The 21,030-nt window shown below is 59.5% G+C and carries 19 protein-coding genes and 1 pseudogene; 2 read left to right on the top strand and 18 right to left on the bottom strand.

The features are described from left to right. Positions 1-14 precede the first annotated feature (14 nt). From CAQUA_RS06005 to CAQUA_RS06085, 17 genes and pseudogenes are all read right to left on the bottom strand, one after another. Positions 15-962 (bottom strand): annotated as a pseudogene (locus tag CAQUA_RS06005) (hypothetical protein); the annotation flags it as partial. Continuing rightward, the gene (gene tyrS / locus CAQUA_RS06010; RefSeq protein WP_196824073.1) at positions 896-2,161 is read right to left on the bottom strand and encodes a tyrosine--tRNA ligase; all 1,266 of its coding nucleotides are present in this window, start codon (positions 2,159-2,161) and stop codon (positions 896-898) included. The gene tyrS and the pseudogene CAQUA_RS06005, both read right to left, overlap by 67 nt. An 8-nt stretch (positions 2,162-2,169) precedes the next feature. Next, complete coding sequence (locus tag CAQUA_RS06015) at positions 2,170-2,367, bottom strand: Trm112 family protein (protein WP_196824072.1); 198 nt, start codon at positions 2,365-2,367, stop codon at positions 2,170-2,172. Positions 2,368-2,385: 18 nt separating this feature from the next. Next, on the bottom strand, positions 2,386-3,069 hold the full coding sequence (locus CAQUA_RS06020) for a hypothetical protein (protein ID WP_290177956.1): 684 nt from the start codon (positions 3,067-3,069) through the stop codon (positions 2,386-2,388). After that, positions 3,056-4,654, bottom strand: coding sequence for a vWA domain-containing protein (locus CAQUA_RS06025; RefSeq protein ID WP_231375382.1), 1,599 nt, complete (start codon positions 4,652-4,654; stop codon positions 3,056-3,058). The genes CAQUA_RS06020 and CAQUA_RS06025 overlap by 14 nt, the downstream gene beginning before the upstream one ends. Before the next feature lie 34 nt (positions 4,655-4,688). Continuing rightward, positions 4,689-5,858, bottom strand: a complete 1,170-nt coding sequence (locus CAQUA_RS06030) for a hypothetical protein (protein ID WP_231375380.1) — start codon at positions 5,856-5,858, stop codon at positions 4,689-4,691. 9 nt (positions 5,859-5,867) lie between these two features. Continuing rightward, positions 5,868-7,301 carry an argininosuccinate lyase gene (gene argH, locus CAQUA_RS06035; protein WP_196824071.1) on the bottom strand — a complete coding sequence of 478 codons (1,434 nt, stop codon included), beginning with the start codon at positions 7,299-7,301 and terminating at the stop codon, positions 5,868-5,870. 72 nt (positions 7,302-7,373) lie between these two features. After that, positions 7,374-8,585 carry an argininosuccinate synthase gene (locus CAQUA_RS06040; protein WP_196824070.1) on the bottom strand — a complete coding sequence of 404 codons (1,212 nt, stop codon included), beginning with the start codon at positions 8,583-8,585 and terminating at the stop codon, positions 7,374-7,376. Positions 8,586-8,596: 11 nt separating this feature from the next. Then, complete coding sequence (locus tag CAQUA_RS06045; RefSeq protein ID WP_196824069.1) at positions 8,597-9,106, bottom strand: arginine repressor; 510 nt, start codon at positions 9,104-9,106, stop codon at positions 8,597-8,599. Continuing rightward, positions 9,103-10,107, bottom strand: a complete 1,005-nt coding sequence (argF, locus tag CAQUA_RS06050; RefSeq protein WP_196824068.1) for an ornithine carbamoyltransferase — start codon at positions 10,105-10,107, stop codon at positions 9,103-9,105. The genes CAQUA_RS06045 and argF overlap by 4 nt, the downstream gene beginning before the upstream one ends. Next, positions 10,108-11,373, bottom strand: a complete 1,266-nt coding sequence (locus tag CAQUA_RS06055) for an acetylornithine transaminase (protein ID WP_196824067.1) — start codon at positions 11,371-11,373, stop codon at positions 10,108-10,110. After that, complete coding sequence (argB, locus tag CAQUA_RS06060; RefSeq protein ID WP_196824066.1) at positions 11,370-12,308, bottom strand: acetylglutamate kinase; 939 nt, start codon at positions 12,306-12,308, stop codon at positions 11,370-11,372. Before argB ends, CAQUA_RS06055 begins: the two co-directional genes overlap by 4 nt. A 35-nt stretch (positions 12,309-12,343) precedes the next feature. Next, a complete protein-coding gene (gene argJ, locus CAQUA_RS06065) occupies positions 12,344-13,504 on the bottom strand; it encodes a bifunctional glutamate N-acetyltransferase/amino-acid acetyltransferase ArgJ (RefSeq protein ID WP_196824065.1) in 1,161 nt (386 codons plus the stop codon). A gap of 17 nt (positions 13,505-13,521) precedes the next feature. Beyond that, the gene (argC, locus tag CAQUA_RS06070) at positions 13,522-14,565 is read right to left on the bottom strand and encodes an N-acetyl-gamma-glutamyl-phosphate reductase (protein ID WP_196824064.1); all 1,044 of its coding nucleotides are present in this window, start codon (positions 14,563-14,565) and stop codon (positions 13,522-13,524) included. Positions 14,566-14,675: 110 nt separating this feature from the next. Continuing rightward, positions 14,676-17,219, bottom strand: a complete 2,544-nt coding sequence (pheT, locus tag CAQUA_RS06075; protein ID WP_196824063.1) for a phenylalanine--tRNA ligase subunit beta — start codon at positions 17,217-17,219, stop codon at positions 14,676-14,678. 43 nt (positions 17,220-17,262) lie between these two features. Beyond that, a complete protein-coding gene (gene pheS / locus CAQUA_RS06080) occupies positions 17,263-18,312 on the bottom strand; it encodes a phenylalanine--tRNA ligase subunit alpha (RefSeq protein WP_196824062.1) in 1,050 nt (349 codons plus the stop codon). Positions 18,313-18,667: 355 nt separating this feature from the next. After that, positions 18,668-19,483: a class I SAM-dependent methyltransferase gene (locus CAQUA_RS06085; protein ID WP_196824061.1), complete on the bottom strand. Its 816-nt coding sequence runs from the start codon at positions 19,481-19,483 to the stop codon at positions 18,668-18,670. Between the two features lie 234 nt (positions 19,484-19,717). On the opposite strand from CAQUA_RS06085, the gene CAQUA_RS06090 reads away from it, so the two are divergent. After that, a complete protein-coding gene (locus CAQUA_RS06090) occupies positions 19,718-20,353 on the top strand; it encodes a dioxygenase family protein (RefSeq protein ID WP_196824060.1) in 636 nt (211 codons plus the stop codon). A 96-nt stretch (positions 20,354-20,449) separates the two neighbouring features. Beyond that, positions 20,450-20,728: a hypothetical protein gene (locus tag CAQUA_RS06095; protein ID WP_196824059.1), complete on the top strand. Its 279-nt coding sequence runs from the start codon at positions 20,450-20,452 to the stop codon at positions 20,726-20,728. A 17-nt stretch (positions 20,729-20,745) separates the two neighbouring features. Here the strand turns inward: CAQUA_RS06095 and CAQUA_RS06100 are convergent, their stop codons facing one another. Then, on the bottom strand, positions 20,746-20,997 hold the full coding sequence (locus tag CAQUA_RS06100) for a GIY-YIG nuclease family protein (protein WP_196824058.1): 252 nt from the start codon (positions 20,995-20,997) through the stop codon (positions 20,746-20,748). Between the last annotated feature and the right edge of the window lie 33 nt (positions 20,998-21,030).

The raw sequence follows: 21,030 nt of genomic DNA on the forward strand, positions 1-21,030 counted from the left end.
CACGAACCTCGCGTCTAGTTCTCGCCGCCGTTGAGTTCGGCAAGGCGCTCGCGCGCATCCGTCGTCTCATCAACGTCGATGTCAGCGGCATGAGCAAACCACTGCGCTGCTTCATCCTTGCGTCCTGCTGCCAACAATGCGTCTGCGTAGGCATAAGAAAGACGCGCATGCGCCAGTCCCGTTGACCGCAACGACGGGTTGAGGCGCTGCAAGGTCACCACGGCCGAATCCGCTTGCCCAAGATCCAACCGCGCGCCGGCCAGGACAATGCCCAACTCAATCTGGGACTCGGGATCAAGATCCGCCGCCTCCGGACTACGCCCGATCTCCAGTGCCTTATCTGGACGACCCAGCCCGCGTTCCGCATCAGCCATTACCGCAAGCAATCCTGGGCCACCGCTGATTCGACGCGCAGCACGCAATTCAGACAGTGCTTCCTTCCACTCCCCCGCTTGATACGCAGCAATACCCGCGGATTCACGCACAACACCAACCCGTCCAGCGCGGTTCTTCGCCGCCCGGGCGTGCTCAAGCGCCAACTGCGGATCGTCCGCCATCAACGTCGCGGCCATAATCATGTGCTTGGCCACACGGTCAGCATTGTCCTTCGATAGAACCTTGAGGTCCTGCAACACCGAGCGGTCAAGATCATTCGGATCGATATCATCCGGCAAATGGGGCTCGTTCTCTTTCTGCGACATCCGCTCTTCACGGTAGCCCTCACGGCGCGGGTTCGAACGATCATGCCTCACCCGGTCGTCGCGCCCTCCATCCCTGCGATTACCGCCCTGGCGAGGACCACCACCGCTGCGTCCGCCATGTCCATTACGGCCGCCGGGGCGTCCGCCGCCTTTACCGTAGTTGCCGCGGGAAGGCCTGCTGTGCTCACTCACGATTAACCACCAATCACTTTCACACCGGCGAAGTTCTTCTTGCCGCGGCGCAGGACAATCCAGGATCCATGAAGAAGATCCTCGGCACCCGGCTCCCAGTCCTCGGCATCGATGCGCTGGTTATTGGCGTACGCTCCGCCCTCTTTCACGGCACGACGGGCAGCACCCTTCGAGTCTGCTAGACCCGATGCAACAAGAAGATCGACGATAGTCCTTGGCGCGCCGGGCTCAATTTCAGCAACCGTGGTTTCGCTGACCGATGCCGCGAGCGTGGCCTCATCCAAATCGGTCAGCTCCGCGCGACCGAACAGCGCCTGGGATGCGAGCTCCACCGCCTTCGTTGCCTCTGGCCCGTGGACTAGGTCCGTCATTTCTTGAGCAAGACGTTTCTGGGCTGTTCGCTTGAACGGCGCTTCCGCGACCACGGTTTCCAGTTCAGCGAGTTCCTCCTTGTTCAGGAACGTGAACCAGCGGAGGTAGCGGATGACATCGGCGTCGGCGGTGTTGACGAAGTACTGGTACCAGCGGTACGGGCTCGTCATGTCCGGGTCGAGCCACAGCGACCCGCCACCGGTGGATTTACCAAACTTCTTACCTTCGGAATCCGTGACCAGCGGCACGGTCAGGGCATGAACGGATGCGCCGTCCGTACGGCGGTTCAAGTCCACACCCGCAACAAGGTTGCCCCACTGGTCGCTTCCACCGATTTGCAGGATGCAGTCATAGTTGCGGCGCAACTGTACGAAGTCATTCGCTTGAAGAAGCATGTAGGAAAACTCCGTGTAGGAGATTCCATCGTTTTCCAAGCGTCGCTTCACCGTGTCACGCGAGAGCATCGTCGACAAAGAGAAGTGCTTGCCAATGTCGCGCAGGAACGTAATGACGGACATGTCGTTGGTCCAGTCAGCGTTGTTGACCAACAACGCTGCGTTGTCACCATCGAAGGACACGAATCGGCTCAACTGGCCGGAGATGCGCTCCGCCCAATCAGCAACCGTATCGGTGGAGTTCATCGAACGCTCACCAACATCGCGTGGATCACCGATCATGCCAGTCGCACCGCCGGCAACGATGATCGGACGGTGACCAGCTTCTTGGAAGCGGCGCAACATCAAAAGCGGCACGAGGTGCCCCGCGTGCAACGACGGACCCGTCGGATCAAAACCCGCGTAGAGAGTGATCGGGGCCTTCGTTGCCTCCGCCAGTGCATCAATATCGGTTGACTGGTTAATCAACCCACGCCACTGAAGTTCATCGATGATGTTCATCGCGTTTCTTATTCACCCTTCTTCTCGTACGGCTGCGCCTCATCAATAAGCAGCACTGGAATTCCGTCATCTATCCGGTAAGCGATGTTCTTCCGCGGGTTCACGAGGAGTTGCTCCTCCGCGTGGTAGTCCAAGGGCCCCTTATCCTGAGGGCACGCGAGGACTTCGAGCAATCGTGGATCAAGCGACGGTGAGTTCGACGTCATGATCGTTCATGCTACCCGTCAGGGGTGACGGCCGTTTTCAGTGCCGTCAGTGGCACCTTGCTGATAACCCGTGTCAAGGCCCGGGAGGTTCCCAAACGTTTCCCGCAACATTCGCGCCTGAGAATCCATCGCGCGCAGGTTGTCGTCCAAGATCCCATCTTTCACCCGCCGCGCCGCACCCGTCAGAGTCTGCAGCGAGTCGGTCACAACGGCCACTGCTTCAGCTGATTGGTACTGCGGGGCGTCGATGTAGGTGTTTACGACTTCCGGCAGATAGATGTCGATGATGTTCCACACCGTCTGCTGGTGTTCCGGGGTGGAATCGATGTGATCCCACTCGCTTAAGACGAAACGCAAGGTTGTGTCCAGCTCATACATGCGGTCCAGGACGGGTTGCGGTGGCGCCGCGCGGCGCAGGTTCTTCGCAACTGCCGTGAGTTTTTCTTCCAACAACACTGGGGCAGGAACGTATCTGCGCGGGGGTTTCGCGCTGGCACTAGAACCTGGGCCGAGAGCTTTCTGCTGGGGCTGCTTCGGTGGCGGCGTGAGCAAGACGCCTGCGCCCCACGCTGCGGCGCCGGCCAGCAAGACCATCGGAGTAGTAATCGGGGCTAGTGCAGCACCGACGAGCGTGACCGCCGATAGCCCCATTCCCACCAGGTTTTTCCTGGAGAAGAAAAAATTCTGGTTACTGGTATCCACGGATCTCCTTGAATGCTTCAGCCAAGTCACCGTTCAATGCGTCGAATACTTTACCACCCGTGAGCTCCGCCAACGCGTTCATTTCGCTCTCACTAGCTTCGCCGTAAAGGATCACAAAGACGGGGATCTTCCTCTTTTCCACGGACAGGTCACGGTACGCCCTTTCGAACGCGTGGTAGTCCATACCGTTGGTCACTTCACCATCAGTCAGAAGCACTATCGACGGGATCCCGGAGTCCGCATCGGTGCGTTCGATGGTCTGCATCAACGTGTCATAGATCGCGGTCTTTCCATCTGGGCGCAGGTCGTTGATGTAGTTGTGCAAAGAGCCCTTGACCTCAGCACTGTTGCGGTCAAACTCCTCTGTCACTGATGGAAGCGGAGTCGTAGAGAAGGCCTGCAAAGTCACCTTCTCATGGTTCCGGAGGCCCACATTTCCGATCGCCGTATTCGCAGTCCCGTCGATTAGGGAATTCATGATCTGCTTCAGCGAGACCATGCGCTCCCCTTCCATGGAGCCAGACGTGTCCATGATGAAGGTCGTGGCACCTGCGGCACGGTACTCATTGTTGTAGGCGTCCAACAGGGAGTTCAGGACATCAAGGTTTGCCGGGAACGGCAACTCAATCACCGTCTGAGAGCTGAGCTCAGCCGGCAAGTTGTCAACGTCCTTAACCGGGCGACGGGACGTGTCCGCAATATCTTGCTGGTGGTCGAGCAACCATTCACTCAGGGCTTGAACCTTTTCCTTCGCACCATCATTCGTCGGCGCAGCTAGGGCTGACAGCGGGTAATCCGCGCTAATCACACCATCAGACGGCACAACCACGGTCATCTTGCGGCCATTTGTCGCACCGTTTTTGTTCATCTCCAACAGCACGGACTCGTAATTGATGATCGCATCGGCTTTATCCGGATCGTCCACGAAGGCCTCAACCAACCAGCCGGAGGAACCAGAGACCATGGTTTGCGCCTGGAACAAATCCGGCAAACGATCCTCCAGCATCGAGATGTCCTGCTGGGACAATGCCTCACCGGTATCGGCCATCGCTGTAGCGACGGATACCAACGCAGAGAAGCCGGAGTTTGATGTGGCCGGGTCAGTCATTCCGAAGGTGAACTTGCCGTCTTTGGCAGCTTGGGCGAACTCATCCCAGGTCGGCTGCTTCTTATCCCACCCGAGCTCGCGCGCCTTGTCGGACCACACGCCGAACGCTACAGGAGATTTAGCAATCTCCGTGCTGCTGGACAATTTATCGCTAGCGCTGAACAGGTCGACATAGCGGTTGGTAGCAAACCACGTCGCATCCACCCCTTCAATGCCGCCGTCCGCGAGCCTGCGTGAGTTCTCGATCGTGCCGCCCGGGAAGGACATGGTGATGTCGAACCCCAGGTCTGACGACGCTTCCTCCATTAAGGGCTCGAGGTCGCGCAGCTCCGTGGCTGCGATGATATCGAGCGACCCTCCCTTAGCACTTGGCTTCGTGTCACTAGAACAGCTCACCAACGCGGCACCCAGTGCGACGGCTACGAGGAGCGCCAGCACCGCCCGGACATTCAGGCTCATGACTTTCACTGCATTCATGTGTCGCGGTTCCCCTTCTTTTTTAATCCTTGGCTTACTCAAGTGGGCCGTCGGGCAGCTTGCCGTAGCGCGCAATGACACCCTCGATGAGCTTTTCTAGGCGGTCAAAGTTCGGCGGATCAACGGAATTCACCAAGTTCGGCGGCGCGGATAGTCCCCGCTTTTCCATTACTTCATCCAGGTAGTTTCCACTCGTCGTCCTAAAACCATGGCGTGCGGCGAGTTTTTGGAGTTCTTCGTCTTCTTCCAGCAGCTTGCCAAAGTTCTTTCCCTCGTCAGAGATTCCAACAAGACCGTGCTTTGCCAACACCGTGGGGTCGAGCTGAACGAGCACCATGTCGTCCTTGATGCGGGATTTGTCTTTCAGCTGCTCCCCGAAGAACTGGGCCTCATACACCATGACCATCGGTGCAGAGCCCATGCCTTGGCTCAAGTAATCAGCGAACGGTCCAGCCGAAGAGGACTCGGTGTAACCCTGTCCAGTGAAGAACGGGGTGATCTGATCGGTCAACCACGCGACGTCATCTGCTTTTTCAGGCTCACGCTGTTGGAACTGCCACGCCAGAATCGACAAGTACATCGCGGCGGAATTCGAGCTCTTGATGTTCGTGGTGGAAATCTGCACTTTGCGTGGCGACGGGAATTCGGACCCAAGGTCGCGCCATCGTTTATTCGACCTGGCTAGGTCGATGTACTTATCCACGTTGAGTATGTAACCGCCATTGGCTTGTTCAACGACTCCTTCGCGCTGCAGGATCTCAACGATCGGCTGGAAGGTTGCCACAGCCATGGGGCTGAAGAACGGGTAGTTGACCGAACTCCCGGACAGGTTATCCCGGATCTTTTGCGCGGCCGGAGCAGACGACGGCAAGGCGAAGTCTTTGTTTTTCAGATCGGCATCATCAGCGATCTCACGCGAGCCTGCGGTGGTGAATTCGACCGTGTATCCGAGTTTGGATAAACGCTTCACCACGTCTGGGTCTTCAAAGAAATCGCGCTTCTCAGACCCGATGACGCCCTTAACTACCGTCTCGCCGCTACCTGAGCGACTAAGTATGTCTTCGCCATCACCGGGCAGAATGCTTCTTCCGAACACGGCCCAAAGCGCCACCACTAACAAGATGACGCCGACGATGATGGAAAGCCCTCTTCCTTTCCTTCCACTCTTCGTGTTGGTACTGCTCTGCGGGGCCTGGTAGCTCATGCAGCCAGTTTAAGGGCGAACGGGCCTTTCTGCCCACGCCCTGTGAGACTGATTGGATTCCACGACGCGCTCGCGTTGTTCGTTCACGCGAACCTGCGCAGTACCACCGCGCGTATCACGGGACGCCACGGCACCTTCGACGGTGAGCACGTCACGTACTTCCGGTGTGAGCCGTGAGTCCACTGATGCCAGCTCCTCATCGGTCAGATCAATGAGATCAACGCCGCGTGATTCCGCAATACGTACGCACGCGCCGGATGCTTCGTGGGCCTCACGGAACGGCACGCCTTGGCGCACCATCCACTCTGCGAGGTCAGTGGCCAAGGTGAACCCAGCCGGAGCCAGTTCCCGCATCCGGTCTTCATGGAACTCAAGAGTTGACACCAGACCGGTCATCGCCGGAAGCACGATGCGCAGCTGCGAAACCGAATCGATGATCGGCTCCTTGTCTTCCTGCAAGTCTCGGTTGTACGCCAACGGCTGTGCCTTGAACGTTGCCAACAGGCCTGTGAGGTTGCCGATCAAGCGGCCGGATTTGCCGCGGGCAAGCTCGGCAACGTCAGGGTTCTTCTTCTGCGGCATGATGGAGGACCCCGTCGACCACGCGTCATCAAGGGTCACGTAACCAAACTCAGGCGTGGACCACGCGATGATTTCTTCAGCCAAACGGGAAACATCAACTGCGATCTGCGCCAGTACGTAGGCTGCCTCCGATACGAAGTCGCGGGAGGATGTGCCGTCGAGAGAGTTGTCGCATGCGGAATCAAAGCCAAGCTCGTCCGCAATCGCCTCCGGGTCCAGTGGTAGCGAAGAACCTGCCAAAGCACCGGAGCCATACGGGGATACGGCAGCCCGCTTGTCAAAGTCTTCAATCCGCTGCAGGTCACGAAGCAACGGGTGCGCATGAGCCAGCAGACTGTGCGCCAGCAGAATCGGCTGGGCGGCCTGGAAGTGCGTCTTGCCCGGCATGATCGCGTCAGGGTGGGCGGCTGCCTGGGTAGCCAGCGCATCCACTAGATCACAGACATCCAGTGCGACGTTGCGGAGCGCGTCGCGCAACCACATGCGGAACATCGCGGCTACCTGGTCGTTGCGCGAACGACCTGCGCGCAGACGGCCGCCGAGTTCGGGACCCACGATGTCGATCAAGCCACGCTCCATCGCCCCGTGAACGTCCTCATCCGTCGGCAACGGTCCGAATGCATCACTAGCAAGGTCGCGCCCCAACTGGTCAAGACCATCGAGCATGCGCCCCAAGTCATCGTCGGTAAGCAAACCAGCCTTGTTCAGGACCTTGGCGTGAGCCTTCGACGCGAGTACGTCGTATGGCGCAAGAATCCAGTCGAAGTGGGTAGAAACGCTTAAAGCAAACATTGCTTCGGCTGGGCCGCCCGAAAAACGGCCGCCCCACAATGCGCCTTCATTGGTCCCGTGCTGATCCATGCTGCTCCCTACTAGTTATTTTCCGTCGACCTCACTTCGTGAAGTTGGCTTTAGGCCAGCTTCACGTTGGCTTTAGTCCAGCGTCACGCCCGCTTCGCGATCGCGCTTGTTTGCAATCTCGCTGGACAGGCCGTGGAGTTTGACAAAGCCCTTGGCGTGGGACTGGTCGAAGGTGTCGCCGGTGTCGTACGTTGCCAGGTTGAAGTCGTACAGCGAGTGGTCGGAGCGGCGGCCGTTGACGGTCGCGGTGCCGGCGTGGAGAACCATGCGGATGTCACCGGTGACGTGCTCCTGGGTGGACTCGATGAAGGCATCAAGGGAGCGCTTGAGCGGAGCAAACCACAGACCGTCGTAGACTTCCTCGCTCCACCGGGCGTCGATAAGCCTCTTGTAGCGCGCGAGCTCGCGCTCGATCGTGACGTCCTCGAGTGCCTCGTGGGCGGTGATCAAAGCGATAGCGCCCGGGGCCTCGTAGACCTCGCGGGACTTGATGCCCACCAGGCGGTCTTCCACCATGTCCAAACGGCCGATGCCCTGGGCACCAGCGCGGCGGTTCATTTCCTCGATGGCTTCGAGCACGGTGACCTTGCGGCCGTCGATTGCGGTAGGCACACCGGATTCGAAGGAAATGATGACCTCATCGGGAGCATTACCAATCGACGGCTCGTCGGTGTATGCGTACAGGTCCTTTGTGGGCGGGTTCCACAGGTCCTCCAAGAAACCGGTTTCCACCGCGCGGCCCCAGACGTTCTGGTCAATGGAGAACGGAGAGGACTTCGACTGCTCAATCGGCAGGTCCTTGCCCTCCGCGTAGGCGATAGCCTTGTCGCGCGTCCACGCGTAGTCGCGGGCCGGGGCGATGATCTTCAGGTTCGGGTCCTGGTTGACAAAGCCAACTTCAAAACGAACCTGGTCGTTGCCCTTACCAGTGCATCCGTGGGCGACGTGCGTGCCGCCGAATTCCTTGGCTGCCTCAACGAGGTGCTTGACAATGAGGGGACGGGAAATCGCAGACACCAGCGGGTACTGCTTCATGTACATGCCGTTGGCTTTGATGGTGGGCAGGCAGTACTCGTTAGCAAATTCATCGCGGGCATCAACGACGATGGACTCGACAGCGCCACACTCCAGCGCGCGTTTGCGAACGGACTCCATGTCTTCGCCGCCCTGGCCGAGGTCCAGAGAAACAGCAACGACTTCGCCTTCAGTCATTTCGGCGAGGTACGGAATGGCGACAGACGTGTCTAGGCCGCCCGAGTATGCGAGAACAACGCGATTAGTCATGATGTGGAAATCTACTCCTTGGTGTTGAGTGCTTCTTCATCGCGGGTCCCCGCAATGTGGTCTGCTATGTCTTTGCCTGTTTTTGGTTCGCGCGCAAGAACGAAAATTGTGTCGTCGCCAGCGATGGTACCGACGACTTCATCAAGACCCACGCGGTCAATGTAGCTGGCGAGGTATTGCGCGGCGCCAGGCGGGGTGCGCAGTACCGCCATGTTTCCGGTGTAATCGACGCTGACGACCAACTCGGAGAGCATACGACGAAGTTTGTCGCGGGGTCCCTTCGGGGATGCCTGGAAGGATTGTGCTTCCGCGCCCACGGCGTAATACGAGCGCCCGCCGCCGGTGGGGCGAACCTTCTTTGCCCCTAGTTCATCCAGGTCACGCGATAAGGTCGCCTGAGTAATGTCAATCCCTTCGTCGAGAAGCAGCTCTGAAAGCTGAACCTGGGAAGAAACACGCGTGTGCTCAAGAATCGTCAGGATCTTCGCTTGGCGGACGGTGCGTGAATTCGGTGCGGTCATGGCGCCACCTCGCGGTCCTGCTTTCGTGCATTGATTTCTTCTTTGGTGTTGCGCTCCAACAACCACACCAGCAACGCTTTCTGGGCGTGCAGACGGTTTTCAGCCTCATCGAACACGCGGGACTGCGGGCCATCGATGACGTCCGCGGTGACCTCACTGTCACGGTACGCGGGCAAGCAGTGCAGGAAGATTGCATCCTTGTTCGCCCTGTCCATGACCGCCTGGTTCACCTGGTACGGGAGGAACGGCGTGCGGCGGTCCAAGCCATCACCTTCCATACCCATGGAGACCCAGGTGTCGGTGATGACTACGTCCGCGCCGTCCACCGCACTGAGGTCCGACGTCACCGTCACGGTTGTGCCGGTGAGCTTCGCGCGAGCCTGAGCGCGATCAACAAACTCCGCCTTCGGAAGGAAGCCATCCGGTGCCACGATCGCGATGTCCATGCCCGCGGTGGCAAAGCCAATCATGTAGGAGTTGGCCATGTTGTTGTCCCCGTCGCCGAGGTACACGGCCTTCTTACCGCGCAGCCCTTGAGCGCCGGCCTCCGGGCAGAGGTTTTCAATCACGGTCTGCAGGTCCGCGAGGATCTGGCACGGGTGAAGATCATCCGACAGCGAATTCACAATCGGCACGGTGGCGGTCTCCGCCATGTCATGGAAATTCTGGTGCGCGTAGGTGCGCCACACGATCGCATCCACGTAGCGGCTGAGCACCGCGCCCGTGTCCTGGTAGGTCTCACCCTTGCCCATTTGGGAGCTCCCGGAATCGGTCACGATAGCCGTGCCGCCGAGCTGCTCAATGCCTACGTAAAAAGAAAAGCGCGTGCGCGTGGACGTCTTGTCAAAGAGCACCGCGACAGCCTTCGGCCCCTCCAACGGGCGGCGGCTAAACGGCGCTGCCTTCAATTCCGCAGCAAGAGCAAGGATCTCCGCTTGCTCCTCGGGCGTGACGTCATCATCCGCTAGAAAGTGACGCACGCCAGTAGTCGGCTGGATCATTTATTCAGTCTCCTTCGCACTGGTGCCCTGGATCGCGTCCGCCAAAGCTCTAGCGAACCCTTCCACTCCACGCTTAAGTTCCTCATCAGTGATCGTCAGCGGCGGCGTGAGGCGCACTACTTCATCAGACGGCGCGTTGAGGATCACCCCATGTTCGTACCCCAGCTCCACGCATTTCTTAGCGACGGGCTGGTCCAGCACGACACCTACCATGAGCCCGGATCCACGTACATGGTCAACACCGTCAATCTTTTCCAGCGTCGCGGATAATTCCTCACCGCGGCGGGCGACGGTACGGCAGAATCCATCGTCGATAATGCTCAGCACAGCTGTTGCCGCCGCGCACGCGATGGGATTGCCGCCGAACGTGGTTCCGTGCGACCCCGGGGTGAACAGCTTCGCGGCCTCCCCGCGAGCGATGACCGCACCGATCGGCAGACCGCCGCCGAGGCCCTTCGCCATGGTGACCACGTCGGGCACGATAGGAGAAGATTCGCTCGACCCGTTTTCATCGGTCGTGGACCCCAGAATCGCCGGGTGCTGGTGCGCGAAGAAGGCGCCCGTGCGCCCCACGCCTGTCTGCACCTCATCAACAATCATGAGGATCCCGTGCTCATCGCACAGCTCGCGGACCTTCCGCAGAAAACCCTCGGGGGCTGGGATGACGCCCGTTTCGCCTTGGATCGGTTCAAGGAAAATCGCGGCTACTGATTCCGGGCCGCCCTCACCGAGCTGAAGAAGTTCCGTGAGGTGATCGATGTCGCCGTAGCGGTAGAACTGCACGCCCGGAATGAGTGGTTCAAACGGCGCGCGTTTGGACGGCTGACCGGTGATTGAGAGCGCACCCATTGTCCGGCCATGAAAGCCATTCTCCGCGGCGAGAATCCGCGGCCGTCCCGTCAAGCGCGCGATCTTCACCGCCGCCTCATTGGCCTCACCGCCAGAGTTGCAGAAGTACACCCGCGCGCTGTCATCACCGAAACGTTTGATCAGCTCAGCTCCCACCTCAAGGCAGGGGTCGGAAGCAAACAAGTTGGAAACGTGACCAAGCGTTGCTGCCTGCTGCGCAACAGCATCCACCAGTGCCGGGTGGGCATGGCCCAGTGAGTTCACCGCGATACCAGCGAGCAGATCAATGTAGTCCTTGCCCTGCTCATCAGTCACGGCCGCCCCGTGTCCGCTCACCAGCTTCAGCGGCGGCTCAGGATAGGTCTGCAACAGCACCTCGTGGGTGGACGCCCCGGATGCGGAAACGTCATTGCTCACTGAAGATCATCCTTTCTAAACACCGTTCCGTCCGGGTAGTGCGCCCGCTCATAATCATCCGGCAGCACCATCGTGCCAATGCCACCCATGGTAAACAGCTCCAACAGGACGGAGTGTGGAATCCGGCCGTCGATAACGTGCGCCGCCTTGACTCCCCCACGCACCGCCGTCATGCAGGCTTCCATCTTGGGGATCATGCCTGAATCCAGATCCGGCAAGATCTCATTCAATTCCTCGATCTCAATCTTGGACACCAGCGAATCCTTGTTCGGCCAGTCCGTGTAGAGCCCCTCGACGTTGGTCAGGACCACGAGGCGCTCCGCACCAATCGCTGCGGCCAGGGCGCCCGCTGCGGAATCAGCGTTGATGTTGTAGACGTCTCCATCAAGCCCAGGCGCAATACTTGAGACAACCGGGATCCGCCCCGCGTCGATAATGTCCATCACGGCTGAAGGATCAACATCGACGATTGTGCCCACTAGGCCAATGTCTTGCAGCTCACCTTCAACGTCCACGTAGCGCTTCTCCGCGGTGAATAGACCAGCGTCTTCACCTGACGTGCCCACTGCGTACGGGCCGTGGGAGTTAATCCGGCCAAGCAGATCACGGCCGACCTGGCCGAAGAGCACCATCCGCACGACTTCGAGGATCTCCGGGGTGGTTTTGCGGAAGCCGCCAACGAAGTCTCCCCCGTCAAGCCCCAACCGCTTCAGCATCGCCGAGATCTGCGGGCCGCCGCCGTGAACGACAACAGGCTTGGCGCCAACGGTGCGTAAGAACACCATGTCGGCTGCAAATGCGGACTTCAAGTCCTCATCGATCATGGCGTTGCCGCCGTATTTGACCACGACGATCTTGTCGCGGAAATGCTGCAACCACGGCAAAGCCTCTGCTAGGACGTGGGCGCGTTGTTCATTAGTCAGGTGTGAATGCATGTGTTCTCTAATCGTTTCGTGTGCCAACTCATGGCTTATGTGGAGTACGCCGAGTTAATCTCCACGTAGGCGTGAGACAGGTCCGTGGTGCGAACCGTCGCGCGTCCCTGCCCACCGGTTCCAAGGTCCACGCGAACGTCTACGTCAATCCCCGACAGATCCACCTCACGCGCACCCGGCGCACCGGTGGAAGCGAGACACACAGCTTGGCCGTTGAAGTAGACCGAAATGTTGTCAGGGTCCATATCTGCCTCCGCCATACCCACGGCGGCGAGCACCCGGCCCCAGTTCGGATCAGAACCGAACATTGCACACTTTACAAGGCTGTCGCGGCCGATCGTCCGCGCCGCATTTAGGGCTTGCTCATCAGTCGACGTGCCTTCGACACTGATGCTCACGCGCTTAGTCACGCCTTCCGCATCAGCCTGCAGTTGGGACATCAGGTCCAAGCAGACCTCATAGAGGACGGCGGCAAATTCATCTTCGTTAGGCTCCACGCCGGACGCGCCGGACGCCATCACGATCACCGTGTCGTTGGTGGATGTGGCACCGTCAATGTCGAGAGTATTGAAGGTGGTTGCGGCGGCACTGCGCAATGCTGCATCCAGTACCGACGCCGGGACGATCGCATCAGTAGTGATCAACACCAGCATCGTGGCAAGTGACGGCGCCATCATGCCCACGCCCTTGGCCATCCCGCCGACAGACCAGCCGCTGCCCATGACGTGTGCTTCTTTCGGGACCGTATCCGTGGTCATAATCGCCCGGGCAGCAGCCGACCCGTGATCACCCAACTGACCGGCAACGTCAGTGATTCCTGCACGGACCTTGTCCATGGGCATGAGTTCCCCGATCAGTCCCGTGGAGCACACAGCAACGGAATCGGCACTGAGCCCCAGCGCCTCCGCCGCGCGCGCCTGCATCTCTACAGCGTCAGCATCGCCCTGCGCTCCGTTGCACGCATTAGCGTTACCAGCGTTGAACAGGACGGCCCGCAAACGCGAATCACCAACCGCAGCGCGGGTTACCTTCACCGGCGCCGCGACAACGCGGTTGCGCGTGAACACCGCTGCCGCATCATCACGCGGCCCGTTGTTAACAACGAGCGCCATGTCGGGGTTGCCCGATGGCTTAATTCCCGCTGTGACAGCCGCAGCGCTAAATCCTTCTGGCGCGGTTACACCAGTTGTAGCCATTAACGTACCTTTCCCTGCTACGGAGCCACAGCTGCCTGGGGCAGCCCTTCGGTCTCATCAAAACCCATTGCGATATTCATGCACTGAACAGCCGCACCACCAGTGCCCTTGGTCAGGTTGTCAATGGCGGACGTGATCAGCACTTTGCCCGCTCGTTGATCAACCTCCACTTGGATGTGGCACATGTTCGAACCCACAACGTTCTGAGTCTGCGGCTGGCTGCCAAGCGGAAGCAGGTGGAGGAATGGCTCGTCTGCACAGAAGCGCTCGTAGACCTCGCGCACATACGATTCCGTCACGCCGTCGACCACCGCAGCGGTAACGGTGGTGAGAATTCCGCGCGGCAGCGGCGCGAGAATCGGCGTGAAACTCAAATTCACCCTCGTGCCGGTTACGCTGGCAATATTCTGGATCATCTCCGGAATATGGCGGTGCTTACCAGCGGTGTTGTAGGCCTTGAGCGAGCCCATGGTCTCCGATCCGAGCATCCCCACGGAGGCTTTCTTTCCCGCGCCGGATACCCCCGTCACGGACACGACGTTCAAATCAGGTTCAACCAAATTCTCGATCAGCGCCGGTAGCGCCGCCAATGTGGCACCAGTGGGGAAACACCCGGGCACAGCGATCCGCGTGGACCCCGCCAGTTGTTCCCGCCGACCGGGTATCTCCGGAATCCCGTACGGCCATGACCCCGCGTGATCCGACCCGTAGTAGTCCTCCCAATCACTCTTGGATTCCAGTCGGAAATCCGCAGCGCAATCCAGTACCACAACGTCGTCCGGCAAAGCAGCCCCAATTGCACCGGAAAAACCATGCGGAAGTCCCAGGAACACCACATCGTGCCCGCTGAGAACCTCCACGGTGGTCGGCTCGATGACACGATCCGCCAACTGCGGCAAGTGCGGCATCAGCTCAGCGACCGGCTGACCTGCATTGGAGTTTCCAGTCAGCGCGCCGATAGTGAGTTCGCCTGAAAGGTACCGCGGGTGGCCCAACAGCAACCGGAGAATCTCCCCACCCGCGTAACCGGTGGCGCCAGCTACCGCAACAGATAAAGACATGCACCTAGCCTAACTGATTATGCATTAAAGCGAAAATTATTCAGAACCTGTTTTATAGCGGCGGTCGCGGCGCACGGTACGCGGCGGACCGCCCCTTAAAAAGACGCGGTCTACGCACGCATCTCAGCGCCGAAACGCTCCTTAGCAACCGACGCCGCCGCAAGGCGCGCCTCCGATGCTTCCTCATCAGTCAATGTGCGATCCGGTGCGCGGAACACCAGGCCAAACGCAAGCGACTTCTTGCCGTCGCCCAGCGCTTCAGATCGGTAGACGTCAAAGAGTTCAACGCTTTCAAGGAGCTCCCCAGCCCCCTCAGCAACAGCGCGGCGAACCGCCTCCGCCGGTTGGTCTTCATCAACGACGAGCGCCAAGTCTTGGTGCAGGGACGGGAACGCGGACAGGACTGGCGCCGGGAAGCGCTCCTGCAGTGGCAACGCAGTCAGGTCAATTTCCATCGCGCACGTGCGTTCTGGCAGCCCCAGCTTTTCCAGGACCTGTGGGTGCAATTCGCCGGCGTAACCAACGACTTGCTTAGAAGTTTCATCTTCACCATCTGCAACCACCACCGATAGCTCGGCGCATCGGCCCGGGTGCCACGGCAGGTACTCAGCGTTAGCTACTTCAAGCTCGATTCCACACGATGCTGCGACAATCTGAGCGGATTCAATCGCATCCTCCCATGAGTAGCCACGGCCCTCGCCCCATGGTCCAGCCAACACCTTGTTTCCAGACGCAACGGTGGCCGCGTGCAGCTGCTGGCGCGGCAGTGACTCAAGCAGTTCAGTGAGAACCTCTTGGGTCGGGCGTTGGGCTACGGAAGGCATGGGCGACTGATCGGCGGTTGTGAACGCCACCTGCGCCACGGAGTACAGCGCCACATCATTTCGACCGCGCGCGACGTTTCGGCCAACCGCCTCCAGCATGGAGGGCAGCAGCGTTGTAGCCAACACCCCGTAGTCCGCGTCCAGCGGGTTTTGAACCTTCACCACGGCACGTCGCGGATCAGAGTCTTCCAGACCCCAAACATCAAAAGCATCGTTCTTCATAAACGGCGTCGGGATGATCTCCACGTAGCCGGAATATGCAAGCGCGTGCGTTACGGCCCGGCGACGGCGTTGCACAGGCGACAGCCCACGACCGCCGCGCGGCGTAGGGAGCTCGAGCGGAATCTCGTCGAGGCCTTCAAGGCGAACGATCTCCTCAATCAGCTCAATCGGCTCATTCAGATCAGTCCGCCATGTCGGCGGCGTGACGGAAAAGACACCGGATTCTTCCCCGTCAGTCACGGCACAACCGACTTCTTCCAAACGGCGAACGATCGTCTCTGCGGAGTAGTCCACGCCAATGATTTCTGTAGGACGCGACTGGCGCAGGGAAATGGTCTCTCGCACCGGGGTATCCCCCACAAGGGTTCGCTCGACGGCAATTTCTCCCCCGGCGATCTGCTGAAGCAGCGCGCACGCGATGTCCAAGGATACTTCGACGATGGCCGGGTCAACACCACGCTCAAAGCGGCGGGAAGCCTCGGAACTGAGCTTGTGGTGGCGTGCGGAACGCGCAACGGTCAGCGGATCCCACGTCGCCGCTTCGAAGTACACGTCGGTGGTGGAATCGGAAATTTCGGACGTGGTTCCACCCATGATCGCTGCAAGCGATTGGATACCGCTGTCATCAGAAATCACCACGTCGTTAGGCGTCAAAGTGCGCTTGACGTGATCAAGCGTTTCAAATTGCTCTCCACCCGAAGCATTGTGAACGCGAAGGCCACCAGAAATTTTCTCTGCGTCGAAGGCATGCATCGGCTGACCGGTCAGAATCATGACGTAGTTGGTCACGTCAGTCGCGGCGTTGACGGAACGGATGCCGGACAGCATCAATTCACGCTGCATCCAATACGGCGATTCAACATTGGGATCAATGCCGGTGACCTTACGCAGACCAAATCGCTGCGCCTTTGTTTCCGGTTCCAGCGTGATCGGAATAAGATCCCCGCTCGGCTGCGGAACCGCACTGACATCGATGCCAGCGATAGAAGGATCTGCTGCAAGGTCCGCGTATTTCACGTTGAATGCTGAGGCTACCTCGCGTGTCAGACCACGAGCGGACAGTGCGTAGCCGCGGTCAGGAGTGATGTTCACGTCGAAGACAGTGTCTGCCAGCCCCAGGCCTTCGCGGGCGTCCTCACCGGGCTCGCCGAAACCGTCGGGAAGCGTGATGATGCCGCTCGTCTGCTTGTCCGCCAACCCCAGTTCCGCTGCTGAGCAAATCATGCCCTCGGAGACGTGGTCATAAGTTTCGCGCGCCGCGATCGCAAAACCACCAGGCAGCACAGCGCCGGGCAACGAGACGACAACGAGATCGCCTTCTTTAAAGTTGCGCGCACCGCAGACAATGCCCTGGGGCTCACCGGTGCCATTGGCCTGGCCGACGTCGACCTTGCAGTAGCGGATCGGCTTCTTAAAACCGGTGAGTTCCTCGATGTTCAGCACGCGGCCGTAGACCAGCGGGCCGGTGGTTTCCTCAATCGGCTCATACCCCTCGGTCTCAAAACCAACGCGCACGAAGCCCGCGTCGAATTCTTCAGCCGTAACGTTCCATCCGTCGTTGCCCGCCGCCTGCAGAAGGCGAGTAATCCATTCCTGGGAAATCAGCATTGTAAAATCCTTTGCCCTTGTCCTCTACCCTGTTGCCTTCTGCTTACGCTTGAACGCCGAACGGCTGAGTGAAACGAACGTCACCCTCCACCATGTCGCGCATGTCCGTCAGTCCGTTACGGAACTGCAGCGTGCGCTCAATGCCCATGCCGAATGCGAAACCGGAGTACACCTCTGGGTCAATGCCAACTGCCTTCAGCACGTTCGGGTTGACCATTCCGCAACCACCCCACTCGATCCAGCCGGCGCCGCCCTTCTTGTTGGGGAACCACACGTCAACCTCAGCTGAGGGTTCGGTGAACGGGAAGTAGTTAGTGCGGATGCGCGTCTTCGTCTCCGGGCCGAACAGGACCTTCGCCAGGTGGTCAAGCGTCCCCTTCAGGTGCGCCATCGTCAGCCCCTTGTCCACAGCCAATCCCTCGACTTGGTGGAACACCGGCGTGTGCGTGGCGTCCAGTTCATCGGTGCGGAATACGCGTCCGGGGCACGCAATGTAAATCGGGACATCCCGCTCTAGCATCGTGCGCACCTGTACCGGCGAGGTGTGCGTGCGCAGCACTTGACGGGATCCTTCCTTACCCACGTAGAACGTGTCCTGCAGCGTGCGCGCCGGGTGATCCGGGATGAAGTTCAACGCATCAAAGTTGAAGTACTCCGCCTCGACCTCCGGGCCTTCGGCGACCTCCCAGCCCATGCCGATGAAGATGTCGGCGATGTTCTCGCTCAACGTCGTGATCGGGTGCATCGCGCCCGCTTGCGCACGCGACGTTGGCAGCGTGACATCTACGCGCTCAGCTTTGAGTTGTGCCTCGCGGTATTCCGCTTCGCGGATGCCATGGAATTCGCCATAGCGCTTTTCGACGCGCCCGCGCGCCATGTTCACAAGCCGCCCAGCGTCCTTGCGCTGATCCTTAGGCAGCGTGCCCAGCGATTTACGCGCCTGCATGATGTAGCTTTGCTCGCCCAAGTGCACCCGCCTGGACTCTTCAAGAGCGGGCAGATCAGCTGCCGCCTCGAAGGACGCGATAGCCTCGTCCGCAGCCCGATTCAGGTTCTCCTCGGTCAGTTCAATTTCGGGTTTGTCAATGCTCACTGCACACCCGCACCTTTCCACTTCGGCGGCATCACAAAACGTTCACAAGCATACCCGCGGGCATTCGACTGTCGCTTAGGAGGATAAGTTGTGCCCCACATCTATACGGTGCGGACTCCGGGTGCACGCCGAATCTCGAGCTGTTTGCGGTCATGAGCGTGACAAATACCCGTTTTTAAACCGCCGTAGGACGGTTCAACATATACAGCACCACGTTGACCCCCTCGGCACGCAGGATCTTGGTCGATGTGGTCGAGTTTGGGGAGTACTCAACATGCTCCGCCATATTTTCTATGTAACCAAGCATGGCTTCTGGCACGTGGTCGTGTCCGCTGATGAATCCAATTCCCTTCTTCTACCCGCTGACATCGGGTTTTCGAGCGATGATAGCGATGCCGGTGAGATTGTCTCGATATTCATTAAAGGTTCTACGCATCTCCAGTACACGGTGACGCAAATCCCTATCCTTCGCTACGTTACGCAAAATCCGCAAAACTCCGCCAAAACCTTCATCTGCAAGATTGCGGCGCATTGACAGTAGGGCCATCGGCTCAGTTCCAACCCATTCAATGTCAAAACCCGCCTCCTCCAACAACCCACACCATTCTCGGCGCGTAAGTGGGCGAGCATTCACGCGGATCGTTTTCGCTAGGCGCTTCCGCAACTGATCAGCGAGTTCTGCATCAATTGTGTCGGGGGTAAGTCCCAGCTCATGGATCGCATACAAACCACCTGGCTCCAGCAAACGGAACGCTTCAGCAATAATTGCGCGCTTGCCTTTCTCACCTTGCATTGTCAGCATCGCCTCACCGACCACCGCCTGGGCAGAATCGCTTTCAAGACCGGTGGATTCGGCACTAGCATTGACCACTGTGCCACGCGATCCCACCACGGACTGCACACGTGTCACTGCATCCACATCTTGGTCTACACCGACATAGGACGCGATGTCCCGTTCAAGCATGTTGGCGGCAGTTCGCCCCAACCCAGGCGCGAATTCCACCACCCTTTTGTCCTGCAGTTCTGCTGCATCCAACAAACGATTCGTCAGCTTCAAACCACCAGGACGCAAAACGCGCTTCCCAGCTCGAGCGAGCACCCAATGGCCTGCAGCAACGTTGGTCGATCTGTCGCTCTGCGGTAGTGGCGGTTGACTTCCTTTAGTTCCCATGAGGCCAACCCTACAGCAGACAATTAGGCTTGCCTACCCTTATGTTGATGCGATGATGATCACGTTTCACGCAACGCTTTTGCTGCCAAACGGCCACGCGGTGGGCGTATTCAGAGCCTCACCGGGTTCGGCGAGGTTGAGGGCGCCGTTGGGGGTTGTCGCCAGCGTCGATAAGCCTGAAGCCCTGAGCTGACCGAGAACTCGGCGAATGTCGCGGTCGCGGGCAACGGGGACATGAAAGAGCGAACCAGCGGGGCTCGTCTCTGGCCTCAGGGGCTCACTTTCGACATCGCCACGATTGACAACCGTCTATCGCGCCGCAAGCTCTTGGGCTTTCTCGGCATCGGAGCTGGTTCAGCAGCGCTCGCCGCGTGCGCGCCGGGCATGTCAGCTAACTCACCGTCCGCCTCATCAAGCGGGACAAGCACAGGCTTATCGACGATCGGTTCAGGCACCGCCACTGAAAACACTGTCCCATCGGAGACGATGACGGAGACAAAAACCGAAACCGGCGGCCCGTACCCGGGCGACGGGTCCAACGGCCCGGATGTGCTGGAGAAGGTCGGTGTGCAACGCCGCGACATTCGCTCCTCTATCGGCGGCAGCGCCACGGCAAGCGGCATCCCGATGACCCTGCGGATGAACGTCATCGACATGGTCAATGGCAACGCTTCGATGGTAGGCGCGGCGGTCTACATCTGGCATTGCGATGCTGCCGGCGGGTACTCGATGTATTCCGAGGGTCTTGAGGATGAGACGTATCTGCGCGGCGTTCAGGTCACCCGCGACGACGGTTCGGTGGAGTTCACCACGATCGTGCCCGGCTGCTACCCGCACATCCACTTCGAGGTTTTCCCGGACGTCAACTAGATTACGGACGCGTCAAACGCGATTCTCACATCTCAGATCGCCATCCCGGCCGAGGTCTGCGATGCCACCTTCAAGACCGACAATTACGAAAACTCGGTGGCACCCTATTCACGAACATCGCTGGAGTCAGACAGCATTTTCAGCGACGGCTGGGACGACCAACTCCCAGAATTCACCGGCACCATCCAGTCCGGTTATGACATGACGCTCGACGTGGCCATCGACACCTCCACCCCCAACACCGGCGGCGGTATGGGTGGCCCCGGTGGCCAACCACCGCAGGGCGGGCCTGGCGGCACTCCGCCGACTGGTGCCCCGCCGGCGGGTAAGCGGCCCAGCGGTAGTCCGCCGACCGGGATGCCTGCCCCGCGGTAGCTTACCTAACTGCGCATTTACCGCGCCTTGACTAGTTGCTGGCTTGCCGGGTCGTAGGAGTAGTCGACGATCTCGCCAGACATAATAAGTTCGATGGCTCGGTTAATCACGTCCAACGGGACTAGGAACCACTCGTTGGCAGCAACCGAGCCACCCGCCTCGTCCACGATTGACGCATCCAATCGGACAGCGGCGAAGAGCCGGTGGAGTAGGTGCTCAAGAGCAGACGGGCGAAGGTTGTAGGCGCGATAGACGGCAGCCTTTTCCACCCTTAAGTGCCTCTTGGCGTTGCTGGTAGGTGG

This window comes from Corynebacterium aquatimens, assembly GCF_030408395.1.
Taxonomy (GTDB): domain Bacteria; phylum Actinomycetota; class Actinomycetes; order Mycobacteriales; family Mycobacteriaceae; genus Corynebacterium; species Corynebacterium aquatimens.